General features: G+C 69.5%; 15 protein-coding genes. 12 read left to right on the top strand and 3 right to left on the bottom strand.

Annotation, left to right across the window (positions count from 1 at the left end; translation table 11 throughout):
• Positions 1–861 precede the first annotated feature (861 nt).
• Positions 862–1,095 (top strand): hypothetical protein, encoded by a 234-nt coding sequence (locus ACFWN2_RS35845; RefSeq protein WP_382435027.1) that lies wholly within the window; start codon positions 862–864, stop codon positions 1,093–1,095.
• Positions 1,096–1,572: 477 nt separating this feature from the next.
• Here ACFWN2_RS35845 and ACFWN2_RS35840 read toward each other — a convergent pair whose 3' ends face one another.
• Together ACFWN2_RS35840 and ACFWN2_RS35835 are read right to left on the bottom strand one after the other, a co-directional pair.
• The gene (locus ACFWN2_RS35840) at positions 1,573–2,361 is read right to left on the bottom strand and encodes a M23 family metallopeptidase (protein ID WP_382435026.1); all 789 of its coding nucleotides are present in this window, start codon (positions 2,359–2,361) and stop codon (positions 1,573–1,575) included.
• A gap of 209 nt (positions 2,362–2,570) precedes the next feature.
• A complete protein-coding gene (locus ACFWN2_RS35835) occupies positions 2,571–3,452 on the bottom strand; it encodes an esterase/lipase family protein (RefSeq protein ID WP_382435025.1) in 882 nt (293 codons plus the stop codon).
• 233 nt (positions 3,453–3,685) lie between these two features.
• Here ACFWN2_RS35835 and ACFWN2_RS35830 point away from each other — a divergent pair, with 233 nt between their 5' ends.
• The 7 genes from ACFWN2_RS35830 (at position 3,686) to purH (ending at position 12,476) form a co-directional block, all read left to right on the top strand.
• Positions 3,686–5,365: a hypothetical protein gene (locus ACFWN2_RS35830; RefSeq protein ID WP_382435024.1), complete on the top strand. Its 1,680-nt coding sequence runs from the start codon at positions 3,686–3,688 to the stop codon at positions 5,363–5,365.
• Between the two features lie 212 nt (positions 5,366–5,577).
• Positions 5,578–6,744, top strand: a complete 1,167-nt coding sequence (sucC, locus tag ACFWN2_RS35825) for an ADP-forming succinate--CoA ligase subunit beta (RefSeq protein ID WP_382435023.1) — start codon at positions 5,578–5,580, stop codon at positions 6,742–6,744.
• Positions 6,745–6,749: 5 nt separating this feature from the next.
• On the top strand, positions 6,750–7,637 hold the full coding sequence (sucD, locus tag ACFWN2_RS35820; protein WP_382435022.1) for a succinate--CoA ligase subunit alpha: 888 nt from the start codon (positions 6,750–6,752) through the stop codon (positions 7,635–7,637).
• Between the two features lie 236 nt (positions 7,638–7,873).
• On the top strand, positions 7,874–8,596 hold the full coding sequence (locus ACFWN2_RS35815) for a DUF5336 domain-containing protein (protein ID WP_382435021.1): 723 nt from the start codon (positions 7,874–7,876) through the stop codon (positions 8,594–8,596).
• A gap of 119 nt (positions 8,597–8,715) precedes the next feature.
• Positions 8,716–10,236, top strand: a complete 1,521-nt coding sequence (locus ACFWN2_RS35810; protein ID WP_382435020.1) for a DUF6350 family protein — start codon at positions 8,716–8,718, stop codon at positions 10,234–10,236.
• A gap of 54 nt (positions 10,237–10,290) precedes the next feature.
• Positions 10,291–10,908, top strand: a complete 618-nt coding sequence (gene purN, locus ACFWN2_RS35805) for a phosphoribosylglycinamide formyltransferase (RefSeq protein WP_382435033.1) — start codon at positions 10,291–10,293, stop codon at positions 10,906–10,908.
• Positions 10,905–12,476 (top strand): bifunctional phosphoribosylaminoimidazolecarboxamide formyltransferase/IMP cyclohydrolase, encoded by a 1,572-nt coding sequence (gene purH, locus ACFWN2_RS35800; RefSeq protein WP_382435019.1) that lies wholly within the window; start codon positions 10,905–10,907, stop codon positions 12,474–12,476. The genes purN and purH overlap by 4 nt, the downstream gene beginning before the upstream one ends.
• Positions 12,477–12,535: 59 nt before the next feature.
• Here the strand turns inward: purH and ACFWN2_RS35795 are convergent, their stop codons facing one another.
• Complete coding sequence (locus ACFWN2_RS35795; protein WP_382435018.1) at positions 12,536–13,252, bottom strand: hypothetical protein; 717 nt, start codon at positions 13,250–13,252, stop codon at positions 12,536–12,538.
• 224 nt (positions 13,253–13,476) lie between these two features.
• Between ACFWN2_RS35795 and ACFWN2_RS35790 the strand changes: the two genes are divergently transcribed.
• From ACFWN2_RS35790 to ACFWN2_RS35775, 4 genes are all read left to right on the top strand, one after another.
• The gene (locus tag ACFWN2_RS35790; RefSeq protein WP_382435017.1) at positions 13,477–14,220 is read left to right on the top strand and encodes a hypothetical protein; all 744 of its coding nucleotides are present in this window, start codon (positions 13,477–13,479) and stop codon (positions 14,218–14,220) included.
• The gene (locus ACFWN2_RS35785) at positions 14,217–15,719 is read left to right on the top strand and encodes a DNA polymerase Y family protein (RefSeq protein ID WP_382435016.1); all 1,503 of its coding nucleotides are present in this window, start codon (positions 14,217–14,219) and stop codon (positions 15,717–15,719) included. The genes ACFWN2_RS35790 and ACFWN2_RS35785 overlap by 4 nt, the downstream gene beginning before the upstream one ends.
• Before the next feature lie 60 nt (positions 15,720–15,779).
• Entirely contained in the window at positions 15,780–19,067 is a 3,288-nt protein-coding gene (locus ACFWN2_RS35780; RefSeq protein ID WP_382435015.1) for an error-prone DNA polymerase, read from the top strand.
• A gap of 437 nt (positions 19,068–19,504) precedes the next feature.
• Positions 19,505–20,215, top strand: coding sequence for a Crp/Fnr family transcriptional regulator (locus ACFWN2_RS35775; protein WP_382435014.1), 711 nt, complete (start codon positions 19,505–19,507; stop codon positions 20,213–20,215).
• Positions 20,216–20,322 lie beyond the last annotated feature (107 nt).

Below are 20,322 nucleotides of genomic sequence, written 5' to 3'. Positions count from 1 at the left end.
CATCAGAGGAGGGGTGTCAAACCGCCACGCTTTTCGGCGGTTTGACACCCCTACTCAGGTGTGGCCCGCTCTTGGCTCGACTCGTGACGAAACCACCCCACGAAACGCAACCAAACAAAGCAACGCGCAGCCGCCAAAAGCAACAGGCGTGCCATCTACCTGCCGAGGGCGCTGGCCCGGTTTTTGATCAGATTGGCGGGGTCTGGGGCGGAGCCCCAGGAAGCAACCGCCGCACGCGCAAGCAAGGCGACCCCCTACGAACAACAAACCGGCGCCCGCCAACGCAACAGGGGGACGCCCCACAAAACCGACGCGCCACCTGCCCGACCCGAGCCCGACCCCAGCCCGGTCCCCACCCCCAACGACCGCACCCCTCTGACCAGCACATCCCCCACCCCGCCAGAACCTCGCCAAAAACTTCAAAAAATCCCCGAAATCCGGCGCAACGGTCGGCCACCACGTGCGTCTATGTGGGTGTCGCAAGCAGCACAGCCAGGGAACGTTCGGGGCGGTCCGGGCACAACGAGCAGCCTGCAGACGAAGGGGAGCGAAGGGACGGCGGGGGCCTAACTTCGCGGCGAGGTGCGGCCGGACCGAACGGGAGAGCGGTCCGGCCGCGCTGTCTTTCCAGGACGTTCTCGACACGTCGTACATCCGCCCAGGACCGTCTCCTCAGGACGACCCAGGCAGGCCAACTCCACGGCACAGCCCCACATGCCCGCGTGACGCAGCGCGGAACAGCCCGCCGCAGCCCGCCACCGTGAAGATCGCCGCAGCTCAGCCCGCCTGCGTTCAAAAATTGTCAGACCCCCGGAGCATCATCAACCGCATGAGGTCACAACTCAGGCGGGAGAGCTCGAAGTGGATCACGTACTGGCCGGCGCCCTGCACGAACGTGTGTTCGCAATCCTCAACCAGCTGGAATCCCCGGAGACCACGAAGCTGGTCGAGGCCTGGCGCACCCTGCTCAGCCATCACGAACCGACGGAGAGCGGGGCCTGCAAGGCGTGCGGCCCGCGCTGGCGCAGACACATGTGCTCGGTCTGGCGCGTAGCGGCCGCGTACTTCGCCCGCCCGGAACTGGAGCGCCGCTAGAGCGAGGCTGGAGTCTCCCGGCCGCGTGAGGCCCTCTGAGCCGTTCTAAACATCAGAACCACACCCGGAGGTGGTCCGGCAGCAGAACGCTCGGGAGAAAGCTGCTGAGCCGTAGTTCAGCAAAAGCCGAACTAGATCAAGTCGGAACGTGAGGACAGCGGCCACAAGCCAGCCGTCGCGCAAAGCCGGCCACGAAACTCAGCGGCCCGACGAACCCGGTAACGCCAAGGCCACCGGTCGCGAATCATCAGCGACCACGAACCCCAGCGACCCCAAGCCGGCGACTTCAGGCCGGGGTCCTCAAAGCCGGTGACCACGAAGGCCAACGGCCCCAACAGCAGATCAGCCGAGCCGAACTCGATCGAACTGCGTTCAGTCGGACCGCATGCAGCCGAACCGAACCAGTCGACCTGAACTCAGCCGAACCGAGATCCAACCGATCCGGACTCAGCCGAACCGAGGTTCAACCGATCTGGATCAGACCGTCACGCCGCGAGCGTTCAACCACGTCAGCGGGTTGATCTTCTGCCCACCGGGGTTCCACACCTCGAAGTGCAGGTGAGGGCCGGTCGAGAAGCCGCGGTTGCCCATGCGGGCGATCTGCTGACCTGCCTTGACCTGCTGGCCCTCGCGGACGCTGAACGTGTCCATGTGGCCGTAGACGGTGATGGTGCCGTCCTCGTGCTGCACGCGGACCCAGAGGCCGAAGCCGGACGCGGGGCCCGCTTCGAGAACGACGCCGTCGGCGGCGGAGACGATCGGGGTGCCGATGGGGCCCGCGATGTCGATGCCGAGGTGCATGGTGCCCCAGCGGCCGCCGTAGCCGGAGGTGAACTCGCCGGCGGCGGGGCGGACGAACTTCGGGCGCTTCTTCTCGGCCTCGACGGCCTCGCGCTCGGTGGTGAGCTGCTGGCTGCGCAGGAGCTTGGCTGCCTCGGCGGAGCCCTCGGCCGTGGTCTTGGAGACCGCGAGGATCTGCGGGGCCGGGGCGGTGTCGCCGCCCACGCCGTCGAACGTGGCGGCGCCGCCTGCGTGGTTGGCGAGCTGGACGTCCTTGCTGTCGTCAGCTGCTGCCTGGCCGAGCTGGCCTGCGCCTGCGGCTGCGAACGCGCCTACTGCGACGGCGGCGACGACGATGCGTCCGCGAAGCGCCGACGGTGGCGGGGGGAGCCGGTGCGAGCTGACCGGGCGCGCTGACGCGCGGTCGACTGCCTCTTCAAGCGCAGCACTGCGTTCATGGCCGCCGGGGGAGCGGTGGTGACTCAAAGCTTGCCCTTCCGCCTTCGGGGAGCCTGATCGTGTGGACCGCCGGGCGGGGGATTCCCGGTGAGTCAGGATTCGGGGTTCTGACTCGGTGTCCTTCTGTGATCAGACCGTGACAACGGACCGGGGGACAGTAACGGCGGGGAGCCTCGGAGGGCAAACCCCAGTTCGTTATGTCCTCCCAATGGGCGGCAACCAGCGAGTTTCAACTGTCAACTGTGACCGTCGGTCGTACCGGGCGCGCGAAACGCCTCACCGCCAGCGGCGATGGGGTGAGTTGACAAGTCATCCGATCGGGTGATGGCCGTCACAACTACGTGAAGAGTCCTCGTGTCAACCGGCAAAGAAAGGTGACCTGAATCACGTATCTGGTGCTCTTCGACGAGCAACGACGAGTGCTCCAGCCGGGCGTTGCGCTGAGGCACGATGATCTGATCCATCTCGGACCAGACCACGACGAAGCGCGTGCGGCACGGCCGGCACGGTTCGGCGAGTTCCGACAGCAACTCCGAGCCCGGCCGCAGCTGCCGGGTCAGCGGAGTCGGCAGCAGATAGGCGGCGAGCGTGCCGCTGTGGGGCGTTCCCAGTGTTACGAGTGTGCGAACGCGTGAGTCGCCGTGCAGTCGTTGTACGTAGTACCTGGCAATGAGCCCGCCGAGTGAATGGCCGACCACGTGCACCTGATCGGAACCGGTCTGCTCGCAGATCCGCTCGATCTGCGCCCCGAGCAGCGCCGCCGACCGGCGGACGTCACCCGTCAACGCCGTCAGCACGCTGTAGTTGATGGCGTGCACCACCCCGAAGCCCCGCCTTCGCAGCGCCCCCGACAGCACCGCGAAGGCGGAGCGGTTGTCCCCGATGCCATGCACCAACACGATCGGGGTGCCCGCCGCCTCCATGGCCGAAACCACCAGACCCCGCTGCACCAGCGGCAGGCCGTCGGTTCGGTAGTGCCGGTAGTGGCCGTCCGGGCGCAGCTGTTCGGTGATCGCGCCCCACGGGTAGAGCACCGCGTGGGCCGTCAGCCAGGCCGCTTCCATGGCGACCCCGCGCACTCCGCCGGGCGAGGCCATCGCCCGCAGCGCGACCTTCACCTCCTCGGCGACGTCACGGGCGGTGTGGACACCCCACCCGGCGCGGTCGAGGGCGGCGTCGGTCAGACGCGTGAACCACGACCTGCCTTCGTCGCTCATGTGAGCGACGTTAAGTGATGAAGTCACGCATCAGGACTACCCGCCGGATGTTTTCCACATGCGAACGAAATTCATCTCAGTAGGTCCCGCACAGGACGCCTGACCCATCTCCTCTATTGCTAGGTTCGCCCGCGATGACTCGCACCGAGCTCGAGAACCAGACCCCTGCGGCCGCCAGGCTGCGCACGTCGTGGGCCCTCGCCGCGGCAGGCTCCCTCCTACTGGCCCTGGGCCCGCTGCTCGGCGTGGTCGACGGCGCGGAACCCGCCTTCACGTCGTGGCCGCTGCTCGCCCTGCTGGCGCTGTTGTCGCCGGTCGTCGCGGGTGTGCTGCTGATGCGCGGCCGCCCGTTCGTGGCGGCGGGGCTGATCGCCGCGGCCGGCGTCTTCGCGGTGGGCCGGCTCCTGAGCGACCTGCTGATCGCCTTCGAACCGATGGACGTGGCGCGTCCCGAGCTCTTCCGGCCGACCACGCTGGTCGCGGTCACGCCGGCGGTGGGCGTGTGGCTGCTGGTCGCCGGACACCTGCTGGTGATCGCCGGCGGAGCGCTCGCGGCCGGTCGCGCCGGTCTGCCCGCCGACGAGACGGAGCCCCCGACCCTGGTGGGCCTCCCCGTGCTGATCGCCGCCGTGGCCGCGATCGGGTTGCTCGGCAAGCCCTTCACCTCGGCCGACGCCTTCCAGCTCGACCGCGGTCCGTGGGAGCTGCCGGTGCTCGGGCTGATCGGCGGCCTGCTGGTCGCGGTCGCCGTCCCGCTGGCCACCGCTCTCTCGGCCACCTCGCCCGACCCCGACACCCGCCAGGGCGGCACGATCGGCGTGACGCTGGCCCTCCTCGCCGTCGTGGTCCCGTGGCTCGCGGCGGGCACCCTCGCGCCGGGGCTCGGCGTCAGTTCGGGCCCGGTGACCGCGCTGGTCGCGGCGATCGTGCTGCTCGGCGCGCCCCTTCACGGCCGCGGCCTGCGGCTGGCTCGCGGTGAGCGCGACGAGACGCGCGACCCCGCCCTGCCGTCGCTGCGGCGCATGCACGTCATCACGGGTGCCTTCGCCGTCGCCGCCGCCGCGTCGATGCTCGTCGGCGCGCTCCTCCCGCAGCTCACCCTGACCACGGGCGGTGCGGCGCCCGACCTGGCGACCGTGAACCTGCTGTGGGTGGCCGGACTCGCGTTCGGCGTGATCGGTCTCCTCATGTTCGTGCCGTCGACCGCCGCGGTGGTGCGTCCGGCGGTCGTGGGCGGGTTCTTCGCCATGCAGCTCGCCGCGGCGGGCGCCACCGAGTCCGTGCTGGCCGCGAGCCAGGCGGGCGTCGCTCAGCCGGGCGCGGGCTTCTGGCTGATGGTCGTAGAACTGCCGCTCGGCGTGCTGGCGCTGGTGTGCGGAGGCATCGCGGCCGCGATCGAGCGGGACAACGCCGGGGAGTCCGAGCGCGAGCAGCTGCCGGTGACCGAGCTGGGCGCCGTGCTGCTCGCCGGGCTCTTCGCGGTGGGCGCCTTCGTGCTGCCGACCACGCGCGGCGAGAACTACGAGTCGCCGAGCCTGCTCCCGGACACCGACCCGGCGGTCTCCTACACGCTGCTCATCTCTCTCATCGTGCTGATCAGCACTCTCGTGCTGGTGTCCAGGTCGAGGCCCGCTCGCGGTGCCGCGGCGCTCGCCGGTCTCGTGGTGCTGCTCGGTGTCAGGGCGCTCGAACTGCCGCTGACGGGTGACCGGGTGGAGGGCGCCGTCGCCGCGCCCGGCACGTGGCTCGCCGTGGCGTCGGTCGCCGCTCTGCTGGTCGCGGCCGGACTGATGAGTGCTCGCGCGACCCGCTGAAACGTGACTTGCACGCGCTTTTCTCTGTATCGCGCGCGTGCGCGTGATCGACCTCACCGCCGTTGAGACCGACCTCACCGGTGGTGACGTGCGAGCGGTACCCGCAGGTCGATAGTGTCTGGGCCCAGCCGCGTCAAGTGGGTTCGCTTGGCCCCTTGAGGACCACCCAGGCGCGGTGTTGTGTTCCGACACCGACGTCGCAGGAGACCCGAGTGGACCTGTACGAATACCAGGCGAAGGACCTCTTCGCCGCCCACGGCGTCCCGGTACTGCCGGGCGATGTGGCCACCAACCCCGCCGACGCCAAGGCCATCGCCGCGAAGTTCGGCCAGGCCGTCGTCGTCAAGGCCCAGGTCAAGACCGGCGGCCGCGGCAAGGCCGGTGGTGTGAAGCTCGCTTCCACCCCGGAGGAGACCGAGGAGAAGGCGACCGCCATCCTCGGCCTCGACATCAAGGGGCACATCGTTCACCGCGTGCTGGTGACGCCCGCCTCCGACATCGCGGAGGAGTACTACTTCTCCTTCCTCCTCGACCGCGCCAACCGCACCTTCCTCGCCATGGCGAGCGTCGAGGGCGGCATGGACATCGAAGAGGTCGCGGTCACCAAGCCCGAGGCCCTCGCGAAGATCGCCATCGACGCCATCAAGGGCGTCGACGTGGCCAAGGCGACCGAGATCGCCGACGCCGCGAACTTCCCGGCCGAGGTCAAGGACCAGGTCGTCGACACCATCGTGAAGCTCTGGGAGACCTTCGTCTCCGAGGACGCCACGCTGGTCGAGGTCAACCCGCTCGTGCGCGACCCGCAGGGCAAGATCGTCGCCCTCGACGGCAAGGTCACGCTCGACGAGAACGCGGACTTCCGCCACCCGGCCCACGCCGAGCTGGTCGACAAGGCCGCCGAGAACCCTCTTGAGGCGAAGGCCAAGGAGAAGGGCCTCAACTACGTCAAGCTCGACGGCGAGGTCGGCATCATCGGCAACGGCGCCGGTCTCGTGATGTCCACCCTGGACGTCGTGGCGTACGCCGGTGAGCAGTACGGCGTGAAGCCCGCGAACTTCCTCGACATCGGTGGCGGCGCGTCCGCCGAGGTCATGGCCAACGGCCTGGACGTCATCCTCGGCGACGAGGCCGTCCGCTCCGTCTTCGTCAACGTCTTCGGCGGCATCACCGCGTGCGACGCCGTGGCCAACGGCATCGTGAAGGCGCTGGAGATCCTCGGCGACTCGGCCACCAAGCCGCTCGTCGTCCGCCTGGACGGCAACAACGTGGAGGAGGGCCGCGCGATCCTCGCCGAGGCCAACCACCCGCTGGTGACCGTTGTCGACACGATGGACAACGCGGCCGCCAAGGCCGCCGAGCTCGCGGCTGCGGGGGTCTGAGTCAGATGGCTATCTTCCTCAACGAGAACAGCAAGGTCATCGTCCAGGGCATGACCGGTGCCGAGGGCACCAAGCACACCAAGCGCATGCTCGCGTCCGGCACGAACATCGTCGGTGGCGTGAACCCGCGCAAGGCGGGCGAGAAGGTCGACTTCGACGGCACCGTCCTCCCGGTCTTCGGCACCGTCAAGGAGGCCATGGAGGCCACCGGCGCGAACGTGACCGTGATCTTCGTCCCGCCGGCCTTCTCGAAGGCCGCCGTGGTCGAGGCGATCGACGCCGAGATCGAGCTGGCCGTCGTCATCACCGAGGGCATCCCGGTGCACGACACCGCCTACTTCTGGGCGCACGCCGTCGCGACGGGCCACAAGACCCGCATCATCGGCCCGAACTGCCCCGGCATCATCAGCCCCGGCAAGTCGAACGCCGGCATCATCCCCGCGAACATCGCGGGCAGCGGCAAGATCGGCCTCGTGTCGAAGTCGGGCACGCTGACCTACCAGATGATGCACGAGCTGCGGGACTTCGGTTTCTCCACCGCGATCGGCATCGGCGGCGACCCGATCATCGGCACCACGCACATCGACGCCCTGGAGGCCTTCGAGGCCGACGAGGAGACCGTCGCGATCGTGATGATCGGTGAGATCGGTGGCGACGCCGAGGAGCGCGCGGCCGCGTACATCAAGGAGAACGTGACCAAGCCGGTCGTCGGCTACGTCGCGGGCTTCACCGCCCCCGAGGGCAAGACCATGGGCCACGCCGGCGCCATCGTCTCGGGCTCGGCGGGCACCGCGCAGGCGAAGAAGGAGGCCCTCGAGGCCGCCGGCGTCAAGGTCGGCAAGACGCCGTCCGAGACCGCCTCGCTGATGCGCGAGATCATGCAGGCGCTCTGAGCCTGCTGGTCGAACAGGCGACGCCCGTTTGACCAGCAAGTGAACGCCGCTCCTGAGGTTGCTGAGTCTCTGATCTCAGCCACTGAGAGCAACGAGGGGCCGGATTCCGAGTACTTTCGGAGTCCGGCCCTTGCTCGTATGGCGGAACCGGCATGATCGGTCCATCGTCTTAGTAGCGGGTGCAGAGCACTGCTAGCGTCACTCGACGCACCCTGGTTTGAGGAGGAGACCTCGACATGTCCGTGCCTTACGGCGCACCCCAACAGCAGCCGCCGGGTCCGGCACAGCACCAGGCAGCGCCGCCGGCCTCTGGGGCCCCCGGTGCCAACAACATCAACCTGACCCTGATCCTCCCGCTGGTCGCGGCGGGTCTCGGTCTCGTGGCCTACTTCATCGCGTTCGCGGACGACGTCAGCAGCGGCAGCGTGACGTACCTGCTCGCGGCTGGTCTGCTCGCCGGCCTCTCGGTGCTCCCGAGCACCCCGAAGGGCTTCGTGCCGGTCGCCGCGATCCTGGCGTCGGTGCAGACCCTGCTGCAGTTGCAGGTCATCATCAAGTCGCCGTCCGTGCAGGGCCTCGACATCGTGCTGCTCATCGTCGCGCTGCTCGAGACGGCCGCGGTCGTGCTCGCGTTCCTGCTCGCCGAGGGCATCGTGAAGTTCGAGCCGAAGCCGGCGAACCCGTACGCGGGTCAGCCGCAGGGGCAGCCGGGTGGCTGGAACCCGCAGTCGGGCGCGTTCCCGCAGCAGGGCCAGCACCAGCAGCACCAGCAGCAGGCCCCGCAGCAGCAGGCGCCCGCTCAGCAACAGCAGTTCGGCCAGCAGCAGCAGTTCGGTCAGCAGCCGCAGCAGCCCGCCCAGCCGGGTCAGCCGCCGCAGCAGACCAGCTTCATGCCGCAGCCTGGCCAGTTCGGCTCGCCGGGCACGCCGCCCGGTGGCTTCGGCGGACCGCAGCAGTAAGGTCCGCTCACCGTTCGACCTCAGGGGTGGTGCCGGGTTCTCCGGCACCACCCCTGTCGTATGACCCGGCGTGCCTGCCCCGAATGGCCCAGGCGGCCTGACACAGTGGAGAAGTGCCCGTGCTGCAACGCGATGTGACCAGTGAGGTCAACACCGTGCGCCCACCGGAGTTCTCGCGGTCCGAACGCCTTCGCGTGCTCGTCGCCGCCGCGGTCGGGTCGGTGGTCGTCGGGTACGCCGCGGTCGCCGCCGTTCTCGCACTGATCTCCGCGACCGCCACGTACGCCGAGTTCTCGACGTCCGGCGTGCTCAGCGCCGCTGCTCCCGCCTGGCTGGCGGCACACCACGTGCCGTTGCGCTTCGACTCGGGCCAGCTCGGCGTGCTGCCGTTGCTGCCCACGGCGTTGCTGATGCTGCTGATCGGCCGCACCGCCGCGGGCGCCGCCGACCGCCTCGGTCTCTACGAACCGCTGCAGGCGCGCGGGGTCGTGCTGAGCATCGCTGGATCGCACGCCGTCGTCGGTGGTGCGATCGCGCTGGTGATGGGTGATGGCGTCGTGCGTGCCACACCGGCCGTGGCGTTCTTCGGTTGCGCGGCAGTGTCCGGACTGGCGGCGACGATCGGTGTCGCGCGCCGTTGCGGCCTGTACGAGGTGGTGTTCGACAAGCTCGACCCGGTGGCGCTGCACGGGTTGCGTGCCGGGTTCATGGCGTTGTTCGCGCTGGTCAGCCTCGGCGCGCTGGCGGTAGCCGCCGGTCTCGCGGCGTCGTGGCCGACGACGAGCGCACTCTTCGCGGGTGCCGGTCCGTCGTTCGGTGTCGGCCTCGGCGTGCTCCTGCTCTGCCTCGCCTACCTGCCGAACGCGATCATCGCGGGCTTCTCGTACGTCGTGGGCGCGGGCTTCTCGATGGGCGGCGTCGAGGTCTCGCCGCTGCGGTTCGTCGGTGGTCAGGTACCCCCGGTGCCGCTGCTGGCGGCCATGCCGGAGAGCGCGTTCGCGTGGAGTCCCGGTGTGCTCGCCGGTGGGCTGGTGATCGGCGTGCTCGTGGGCTGGACCTGCCGCAAGGTGTCCGACCGGCCGACGTCCAGGCTGCGCGCGGTGCTGGTGGCCGCGATCACGGCGGCCGTCGGCAGCCTGGTGCTCGCCGCGACGGCCGGTGGACGTCTCGCGGGCGGCGCGTTCGATCCCGTGACGGTGCCCGCGGGCCTGCTCGCACTGGTCGTGGCGGTCTGGGTGCTGGTGCCGGGTGCTCTCGTGGCCTGGCTCGCCGGCAACCGCGCGAAGGCGGCGGTGGCGGCCGGCAGCACCGAGTTCGTGGAGCCCGACTTCGACGAGGAAGACGCCGCCGACCCGGACGTGGTGTTCGAGGACGACGAGCTCACCGACCAGTTCGAACAGCTGGAGGTCGTGGACGCCGACGAGTTCGAGGTCGACGAGGACCTCGACGCCGACGACTACTACGACGAAGACGAGTACTACGAGGAAGAGCCGGAGGACGACGCCGAAGAAGGCGCGGACGACGAGCTCGCCGACGAGGACGAGGAACCCGCCGAGGTGGAGGACGACCTCGACGCGGAGTTCGACGAGATGCTGGGCATGGAGCCCGAGGAGGACCTGGACGCCAAGCCGGAACGGTGACGGCCTAAACTGCCCCTGAGCTGCTGCAACACCACGCAACGCCAGGAGTAGACGCTGAGCACCGAACTTCGGCTTCCGACACCGGCGCGCGTCGTCGTACTCGTCTCCGGTTCCGGAACCCTCATGCAGGCCCTGCTGGACGCCGACCTCCCGATCGAGGTGGTGGCCGTCGGCGCCGACCGCGAGAACATCGAGGGCCTCAAGCGCGCCGAACGCGCCGGGGTGCCCCACTTCGCCGTCAAGCTGCGCGACCACGCCGACCGCACGGCCTGGGACGCGGCGCTGACCGAGGCGGTCGCGTCGCACGAGCCGGACCTGGTCGTGTCCGCCGGCTTCATGAAGATCATCGGTGAGAGGTTCCTCGCCCGCTTCGGCGGCTGGATGATCAACACCCACCCCGCGCTGCTGCCGTCGTTCCCCGGCGCGCACGCCGTGCGTGACGCGTTGGCCTACGGCGTGCACGTCACCGGATCGACGGTGCACCTGGTCGACGCGGGCGTCGACACGGGCCCGATCCTCGCGCAGGAGGCCGTGGTCGTCGAACCCGGCGACACCGAGGACACCCTGCACGAACGCATCAAGGTCGTCGAACGCCGGCTGCTCGTCGAGACAGTCGGCAGGCTCGCCCGCGAGGGCTGCACCGTGAACGGACGAAAGGTGAGCATCCCGTGACCACTCCTGCCGAGAGGCGACCGGTACGCCGGGCCCTGATCGGGGTCTCCGACAAGGCCGGCCTGCTGGAACTGGCCACCGGCCTGCACGCGGCCGGAGTCGAGATCGTGTCCACCGGCGGCACCGCCAAGGTGCTGGCCGACGCGGGCGTCCCCGTGACGCCGGTCGAGCAGGTCACCGGGTTCCCCGAGTGCCTCGACGGCCGCGTGAAGACGCTGCACCCGCGCGTGCACGCCGGTCTGCTGGCCGACCTGCGCAAGGACTCGCACGTCGAGCAGCTGCGCGAGATGGACATCGCGCCGTTCGACCTGCTGGTCGTGAACCTGTACCCGTTCACGCAGACCGTCGCCTCGGGCGCTTCCCCCGACGACTGCGTCGAGCAGATCGACATCGGCGGCCCCGCGATGGTCCGCGCTTCGGCGAAGAACCACGCCAACGTCGCCGTCGTCGTCGACCCCGCCCGCTACGACTGGGTGCTGGAGAACGTCCGCGAGGGCGGCTTCACGATGACCGACCGCCGGCACCTGGCCGCGGACGCGTTCCGCCACACCGCTTCCTACGACGTCGCCGTGGCGTCGTGGATGGGCAACGTGCTCGCGCCGGACGACGAGGGCAGCGGCTTCCCCGGCTGGGTCGGCGCGACCTGGAACCGGTCGAACGTGCTGCGCTACGGCGAGAACCCGCACCAGAGCGCCGCGATCTACACGCAGGGCGACGGCCGCACCGGTCTGGCGTCGGCGAAGCAGTTGCACGGCAAGGAGATGTCGTACAACAACTACCTCGACGGCGACGCCGCCTGGCGTGCCGCGTGGGACCACGAGCTGCCGTGCGTCGCGATCATCAAGCACGCCAACCCGTGCGGCATCGCGGTGTCCGAGCTGAGCATCGCCGACGCGCACCGCAAGGCGCACGAGTGCGACCCGCTCAGCGCGTTCGGTGGCGTCATCGCCTCGAACCGCGAGGTCACGGTGGAGATGGCCGAGTTCGTCTCGGAGATCTTCACCGAGGTCGTCATCGCTCCGTCCTTCGAGGACGGTGCGGTCGAGGTGTTGCAGCGCAAGAAGAACGTGCGCCTCCTCGTGGCGCAGGCCCCGTCCCGCTTCGGCGCCGAGATGCGCCCGGTGTCCGGCGGCCTGCTGCTGCAGCAGCGCGACGCGATCGACGCGTCCGGCGACTCGCCCGCGAACTGGACCCTGGCGGCCGGCAAGCCCGCGGACGAGAAGACGCTGGCGGACCTCGAGTTCGCGTGGCGGTCGATCCGCGCGGTGAAGTCGAACGCGATCCTGCTGGCGGACAACGGCGCCACCGTCGGCGTCGGCATGGGCCAGGTCAACCGGGTCGACTCGTCGCACCTCGCGGTGAAGCGCGCGGGCGAGCGGGCCAAGGGAGCTGTCGGCGCGTCCGACGCGTTCTTCCCGTTCCCGGACGGCCTGGAGGTGCTGCTGGAGGCCGGCGTGCGCGCGGTCGTGCAGCCCGGCGGTTCGGTGCGCGACCCCGAGGTCATCGCGAAGGCCGAGGAAGCGGGCATCACGCTCTACCTGACCGGCACGCGCCACTTCGCTCACTGAGTTTGACAAAAGCAGAGGGCCGCTTGCCTCCGGCCTGATCGAGCGGTCCTCTGCTTTGGCTAGAGCTTCGCGACCATCTCTTCGGCGACGCCCTTCGCGGCCGCTTCGAGCTCCTCCAGGTCGGGCTTCGTGTTGGAGAACAGCCCCGCGTCCCAGCCGGAGTGGTCGACCTTGACGATCAGCTCGCCCTTGCGCACGAGGATCGCCATCTCGGTGAACGCCGACTTCGTCTCGATCAGGATCACCACGGCCTCGTCGCCGAGACCCTTGATCGGCTTCTGCAGGGGCCTGCCCTGGGTGGTGCCCATGTACGTCGAGATGGACCGGCTGAAGGCGGACTCCGCCTCCTCGCGCTCGTTGGTGACGGAGACGTCGGTGGTGCGGTGGCCCGAGCCGTCGACACCCTTGGTCTGGTTCCAGGAGCAGGTCGTGCGGATGCCCTTCGTCAGCTGCGTCTCGCGGGACATGAGCGCGTTCGGGTTCGTGGTGTGCGCCTTGGCCAGCGCCGCCTCGGAGACGTTGCCGCACAACGCGGGCAGCTTGTCGGCGCGTTTCTCGCTGCCGCCGTCCTTGTTGACGTTGAGGTAGATCACCAGGCAGGTGATGACACCGCCGAGCACCAGCACGCCGAAGAGGATGCCGATGACGAGCGGCACCTTGCTCTTCCCGGGTGGCTGCGGAGGGCCCCAGCCCGGTTGCTGTTGGTAGCCCTGCTGCGGCCAGTTCTGCGGCGGTCCCGGCTGCTGGTGCCAGCCGTGCGGAGGTGGTTGGTTCACGGTTTCCCCAGTTCCAGATAGCTCTCCGGGCACCGTAGAGGACCGTCTGGACCTGTGTGGCCGTGTCCACCAAAAGGGTGACGCCCTGGCATTGACACAGGGGTGCGTCCACGCGCTACGATCATCTCGTTCGTTCGAACAGGAGTTCGAATAAGCAAGTCGCCGAACTTCCCTCGGCGGCCGTGCACAGGGGTGCGCACGGTCCGTGATGGGAGGTGGGTGGAGTGTCCAGGTCGGCAACGGCGTCGTTGGCCGCGCTCGGGGTGAACCCGGCCAGCGAGTTGACCAGCACCACCACCGACCACGCCACGGGGCGGGTTCTGCCGGTTCGCGGGGAACTGGCGGATCTGCTTCCGTGGGGCGGCTTGCGGCGTGGCAGCACGGTGTCGGTGGGCGGATCGACATCGTTGCTGCTCGCCCTGCTGGCGGGCGCGACCGCGGACGGCTGCTGGGCCGCCGTGGTCGGTCTGCCGCAGATCGGGGTGCTGGCCGCGGCCGAACTCGGTGTCGCGGTGCAGCGCCTCGCACTGGTCCCTCGTCCCGGCTCCGATCCGGGCCCGGTCATCGCGGCCCTGCTGGACGGCATCGACCTGGTCGCCGTCGCCTGTCCACTTCCTCCCTCACTCGCCCGCCGCCTGACCGCGCGGGCCCGTCAACGCAAGGCAGTCCTCATCGCCTTCGGCTCCTGGCCGTCGGCCGACGTGGAGCTGACCGCGGAGTCCGTGAGCTGGAACGCCCTGGACGACGGCGCGGAAACGTTGCGGCGTCAGCAGATCGCGGTGCGCAGCGGCGGCCGCGGCTCGGCAGGACGCGCGAAGAACGTGCTGCTGACGTTCGGCGAGAAGGAAATCGAGCTCCCGCTGGTGGCCGGGGGACCGGACCGCCCCGACGAGCCGGCTGATGCCGGTCCGGGCCGGGCCGACGAACTGGCTGCCCGGCGGGCTACAACACGAGAGCAGCCCGCGTGAAGGACACGCGTCTGCTCGCCGTCTGGTGCCCCGACTGGCCCGTCGCCGCCGCCTGCGCCGCCACCGGCACCGCCCTGCACGTGCCGGTGGCGGTGCTCGACGGCAACGAGATCGTGTCCACGTCGGCCGTGGCGCGCAAGGAAGGCATCCGCAGGGCCATGCGCAAGCGGGCTGCCGAGGCGATGTGCCCCGAGCTCGTCACCTTCGAGCACGACCCGCAGCGCGACGCCCGGTTCTTCGAGCCCGTCGCCGAGGCCGTCGAGGAGCTCGCGCCCGGCATCGAGGTCGTGCAGCCGGGGCTGGTCGCGGTGCCCGCGCGGGGGCCGATCGGCTACTTCGGGTCGGCCGAGCAGGCGGCCGAACGGATCGTCGACCACATCGCGACCCACTCCGGCACGGAAGCCCAGGTGGGCGTGGCCGACAGCCTGTTCGGGGCCACGAAAGCCGCGCACCGCAACGTGATCGTGCCGTCGGGACGCACGGCGGAGTTCCTCAGGCCGTTGGGCGTGCACGAACTCGACGCGCCGGAACTGGTCGACCTGCTCAGGAGGCTCGGCCTCAAGACGCTCGGCTCGTTCGCGGATGTGCCGGAGAACGCGGTGGCGTCGCGGTTCGGCGGCCCGGCGACGAGGCAGCACCGGCTGGCCCGCGGGTTGCCGGAACGCCCGCTCGACAAGCGCAGGCCCGCGCCCGAACTGGCGGTCACCGAGACCTTCGACGAACCGGTCGAGCGCGTCGACGCGGCCGCGTTCGCCGCGAAGCTCCTCTCGGAACGGCTGCACGAGAACCTGGCGGCCAGAAGTCTCGCGTGCACGCGGCTCGGCATCCACGCCCGCACCGAGAACGACGAGGAGCTGCACCGGGTGTGGCGGGCCGCGGAACCGTTGACACCAAGGGGGATCGCGGACCGCGTGCGCTGGCAGCTCGACGGCTGGCTGACCCGCGAACGCCTCACCTCCGGCATCCGCGCGCTCATCCTCGAACCGGTCGAGGTCGTCAACGGCACCGCGCTCCAACTCGGGTTGTGGGGCCACGACGACGAACGCGCGGTGCGGGCGTTGCTGCACGTCCAGGGTCTGCTCGGGCCGGACGCCGTGCTCACCCCGGTGATCGACGGCGGCAGGGGGCCGCAGGAACAGGTCAGGCTCGTGCCGTGGGGCGACGAGCGCACCCCGGTGAGGAACCCGGACCACCCGTGGCCCGGCCGGCTCACCAGGGCGCCCGCGACGCTCGCCGACGACCCCGCGGAACTGAAGGACGGCAACGGCGGTGAGGTCGGCGTGACCGGGCGCCTCGAACTCACCGCGCAACCGAAAAGGCTGACCGTCAAGGGGAAAACGCGCGAGATCACCGCGTGGGCCGGTCCGTGGCCGGTCGACGAACGGTGGTGGGCGTCGGACAAACACCGCGCCGCGCGCGTCCAGGTGCAGACGAACGACCAGGCGTTCCTGCTGATCCGCAGGGACCAGAGGTGGTTTCTGGAAGGGGTGTACGACTGATGCAGGACGACTACTGGGATCTGCTGGAGACGTTGATTCCGTTGCCGCGCAAGGAGATCGATGGGCTGGAATAACCCGCCCGTCCGCTGGAGGGAGCTGGAGCGGGCCCTCTCCGGCAAGCCGGTGGAGCAGAAACCCGACGGCGGTGACGGTCCGGGGTGGTCACGGCACCGCGACCGGTACACCGCCCCGCCGGGGTTCGCCCTGCACGCGGACGAGCTCGCGGTCACCCGCAAGCGCGTGCCGTACGCGGAGCTGCACTGCCACTCCAACTTCAGCTGGCTCGACGGCGCGAGCCACCCGGAGGAGCTGGTCGAGGAGGCGCAACGGCTCAAGCTCGACGCCATCGCGATCACCGACCACGACGGCATGTACGGCGTGGTGCGGTTCGCCGAGGCAGCCAAGGAGCTCGGCATGCACACGATCTTCGGCGCCGAGCTGAGCATCGGCCTGAGCAGACCCGCCAACGGGGAACCGGATCCCGAGGGCGACCACCTGCTCCTGTTGGCCCGCAAGCAGGACGGCTACCACGCGCTGTGCCGCACGCTCACCACCGGCCACCTCGACGACGGCGCCGAGAAGGGCAAACCCGTCTACGACGTCGACCAGATCGTGGCCGACACCAAGGGCGACGTCGTCGTGCTCACGGGTTGCCGCAAGGGAACCGTCCGCCGCGCGCTCACACGGGAAGGCCCGGAGGCGGCGTTCGAGGAGATCGTCAAGCTCACCGACATGTTCGGCAAGGGCCGCGTCTACGTCGAGCTGACCGACCACGGCCTGCCGGAGGACAGCAGGCGCAACGACATCCTCAACGCGATGGCGCAGAAGCTGCAACTTCCTGTCGTGGCAACGAATGCGGCGCACTACGCGACCCCGAGCCGTGGCAGACTGGCCGCCGCGATGGCCGCCGTGCGCGCGCGAAGCAGCCTCGACGACATGGCCGGCTGGCTGCCGCCGTCACCCGCCGCGTTCCTGCGCAGCGGCGAGGAGATGTTCCACCGGTTCCGCCGCTTCCCCGGCGCCGTGCACAACGCCGCGTTGCTCGGCATGCAGCTGGCGTTCGACCTGCGGCTGGTCGCGCCGAAGCTGCCGCCGTTCGACGTGCCGCGCGGTCACACCGAGATCAGCTGGCTGCGCGAGCTCACCTACGAGGGCGCGCGCCGCCGCTACGGCGACCACCACGAGAAGGCGTACCGGCAGATCGAGCACGAGCTGAGGATCATCGAGCAGCTCGGCTTCCCCGGCTACTTCCTCGTGGTGCACGACATCGTGAAGTTCTGCGAGGACAACGACATCCTCTGCCAGGGCAGGGGCAGCGCGGCGAACTCCGCGGTGTGCTTCGCGCTCGGCATCACCAACGTCGACGCGGTCAGCTTCGACCTGCTCTTCGAACGGTTCCTCGCGCCCGCCCGCGACGGCCCTCCCGACATCGACGTCGACATCGAGTCCGACCGGCGCGAGGAGGTCATCCAGCACGTTTACGGGAAGTACGGCCGGCGGCACGCGGCGCAGGTCGCGAACGTCATCACCTACCGCGCCCGTTCCGCGGTGCGCGACATGGCCCGCGCGCTCGGCCACTCGCCCGGCCAGCAGGACGCGTGGAGCAAGCAGATCGACAGGTGGGGCCCGCTCGGCACGACCACCGACGACTGCGACATCCCGCGTGACGTGCTGGAACTGTCCGCGCAGCTGGAGAACTTCCCGCGACACCTCGGCATCCACTCCGGCGGCATGGTGATCTGCGACCGCGCCGTCAGCGAGGTGTGCCCGGTGGAGAAGGCGCGCATGGACAAGCGCACGGTCCTGCAGTGGGACAAGGACGACTGCGCGTCCATCGGCCTGGTGAAGTTCGACCTGCTCGGCCTCGGCATGCTCTCGGCGCTGCACTACGCCATCGACCTGGTCCGCGACCACGAGGGTGTTCTGGTGGACATGGGTCGCATCGACCTCGCCGACTCCGCCGTGTACGAGATGCTGCAGAAAGCCGACTCCGTGGGCGTCTTCCAGGTGGAGAGCCGCGCGCAGATGGCGACGCTGCCGCGCCTCAAACCGCGGAAGTTCTACGACCTGGTCGTCGAGGTCGCGCTGATCAGGCCGGGCCCGATCCAGGGCGGCTCGGTGCACCCGTACATCAGGCGCCGCAACGGGGTCGAGAAGTGGGACTACGACCACCCGCTGCTGGAGAACGCCCTGCACAAGACCTACGGCGTGCCGTTGTTCCAGGAACAGCTCATGCAGATAGCGGTGGACGTCGCGGGCTTCACCGCCGCCGAGGCCGACGAACTGCGCCGCGCGATGGGCGCCAAGCGTTCGACCGCCCGCATGGAACGTCTGCGCGACCGCTTCTACGAGGGCTGCGCCCAGAACGGCATCGGTGAGGAACTGGCCGGCCGCATCTACGCGAAGCTGCTGGCGTTCGCGAACTTCGGCTTCCCGGAAAGTCATGCGTTGTCGTTCGCGCACCTGGTGTTCGTGAGCGCGTGGTTCAAGCTCTACCACCCGGCGGCGTTCTGCGCGGCCCTGCTCAGGGCCCAGCCGATGGGCTTCTACTCACCGCAGTCCCTGGTGATCGACGCCCGCCGCCACGGCGTGACGGTGCACGGCCCGTGCGTGAACAGATCGCTGCCCTGGGCAGGCCTGGAACCGTTCGAGGGCGCTTCCTCCGTCCGCATCGGCCTGGCCGCCGTCCGCGGCATCGGAGACGCCGACGCCTCACGAATCGTTGCGGCACAACCGTTCCGCGACATGGAGGACTTCGGCACCCGCGTGCAGCTCACCGCCGCCCAGGTAGAAGCCCTGGCCACCGCGGGCGCGTTCGCGTGCTTCGGTCTGGAACGCCGCGAGGCGCTCTGGGCGGCGGGCGCCGTGGCCGCCATCAGGTCCGACCGCCTGCCCGGCACAGTGGTCGGCGTCGACGCACCTGCGTTGCCCGGCATGGACGACGTGGAGCTGGCCGTGGCGGACGTCTGGGCCACGGGCCTGTCGCCGGACAGCTTCCCGACCCAGTTCGTGAGGTCCACATTGGACTCGATGGGCGCCCTGCCGGTGACGGCACTGACGGACGTCGAACCCGGCACGCGGGTGTTGATCGGCGGCGCGGTCACGCACCGGCAGCGACCCGCGACGGCGGGCGGGGTCACGTTCCTCAACATCGAGGACGAGACGGGGATGGTGAACGTCGTGTGCTCGCCGGGGTTGTGGGCGCGGTACCGGCGGGTGGCGCGGGGCAGCGGCGCGATGCTCGTGCGGGGCGTGGTCGAGTCGGCGGAGGGCGTGGTCAGCCTGCTCGCGGACCGGTTGCAGCACCTCGACCTGCGGATCCCGTCGAAGTCGAGGGATTTCCGCTGACCAGGGCGTGCGGGTGCGGTTCGGCCTCCTCTCCGTGGGAGAGGAAGAACCCCGTGGTCAGGCCGATGACGAACGACAGCAGGACCACCTGGATCACCTTGGAAACCTTGCACAGAACGACCACGGGCACACTCCTCGTGTAGGGGGTGGAAGCCGCACATCGTGCGGAGCGGCGCTCGCTCCAGGATTCCGGGTGGTTTCGGAAGTCACCGCGTCGCGTGACTCAGGGACTCTGTGTCGATTGACGCACCGCCGATCAGATGCTCGGGGGACGTCTTGCCCTCGCGAGGATTCGGTCGAATCCCCGATCCTGAAGTGAGGCTGAAGTTCGTAACCGTTCGGTGACGAATGAAGACCGTACGCCGCAGTAACTAGAAATCTTCCGCCGGAGTCAAGCAAGGTGTCTCGCGTTGCTTCGACAGAAATCTGGGGGATGAGTGCAGGGCGCCAGTGGGCCGACGCCGGGAACGTTTCGCGGTCGAATAGGTCAGGACGACTGGAATTGGTTGACGAGCCTGGGATCGTCGCGCAGTTATGGGGCGAACGAGGCGCTGTTCAGGCACGGTGACCCTGCCGGTCATGTGTTGCTGGTCGTCGACGGGTGGGTCAAGGTCACAATGACGGCGCCGTCGGGATACGAGGCCGTTCTCGCGATGCGGGGCAGTGGCGACGTGCTCGGTGAGGTCGCGGTTCTGGATGGCAGGCCGCGTTCCGCCAACGTGTGGACGCTCGGCGGGACCGAGGCCGTCCTGCTCACCGCGGAACGGTTCGTCCGAGCGCTGCACGAGCGGCCGGCCATCGCGATCGCGCTGGTGGTACACATCGCCGACCGCCTGAGAAGGGCGGACAACCGGCGGCTGGAGCAGGCGGCGCACAGCTCCACCGAGCGGCTTGCCGCGTTCCTGCTGAGGCTCGCGGGCCAGCACGGCTCCGTGGCGCCGGACGGTGTGGAAATTGCCGTACAACTGTCCCAGCAGGAGATGGCCGGGGCGATCGGCGCGTCACGTGAGGCTGTCGCGCGAGGCCTGCGGACACTTCGCGATCGCGGTGTCGTGCTCACCCGGCGACGAAAATTGGTGATCATTGCGCCGGAGGCGCTGAGCGCGATGGCGTCGAGTGTGCCATTTGACGCAGAAGAACCGTGCTGAACGACATCGCGTGAGTTCCTGTCTTTGGGCAGGCTTTGGCGTGCGCACAACATGGTTTCTGATCCGCCTGGAATTTCGCGTGCGCTGACCGTATGCGGAAAGGGGAG

It is taken from the genome of Lentzea sp. NPDC058436 (assembly GCF_042721515.1).
Classification (GTDB): Bacteria; Actinomycetota; Actinomycetes; order Mycobacteriales; family Pseudonocardiaceae; genus Lentzea.
The sequence above is the reverse complement of the archived record's forward strand: the minus strand, read 5'-3'. Positions and strand labels throughout refer to the sequence as shown.

Bases quoted from the DNA above. Each gene is read 5' to 3' on its own strand.
- ACFWN2_RS35830 (WP_382435024.1), top strand. From the start codon at position 3,686: ATGACTCGCACCGAGCTCGAGAACCAGACCCCTGCGGCCGCCAGGCTG.
- sucD (WP_382435022.1), top strand. From the start codon at position 6,750: ATGGCTATCTTCCTCAACGAGAACAGCAAGGTCATCGTCCAGGGCATG.
- ACFWN2_RS35815 (WP_382435021.1), top strand. From the start codon at position 7,874: ATGTCCGTGCCTTACGGCGCACCCCAACAGCAGCCGCCGGGTCCGGCA.
- ACFWN2_RS35780 (WP_382435015.1), top strand. From the start codon at position 15,780: ATGGGCTGGAATAACCCGCCCGTCCGCTGGAGGGAGCTGGAGCGGGCC.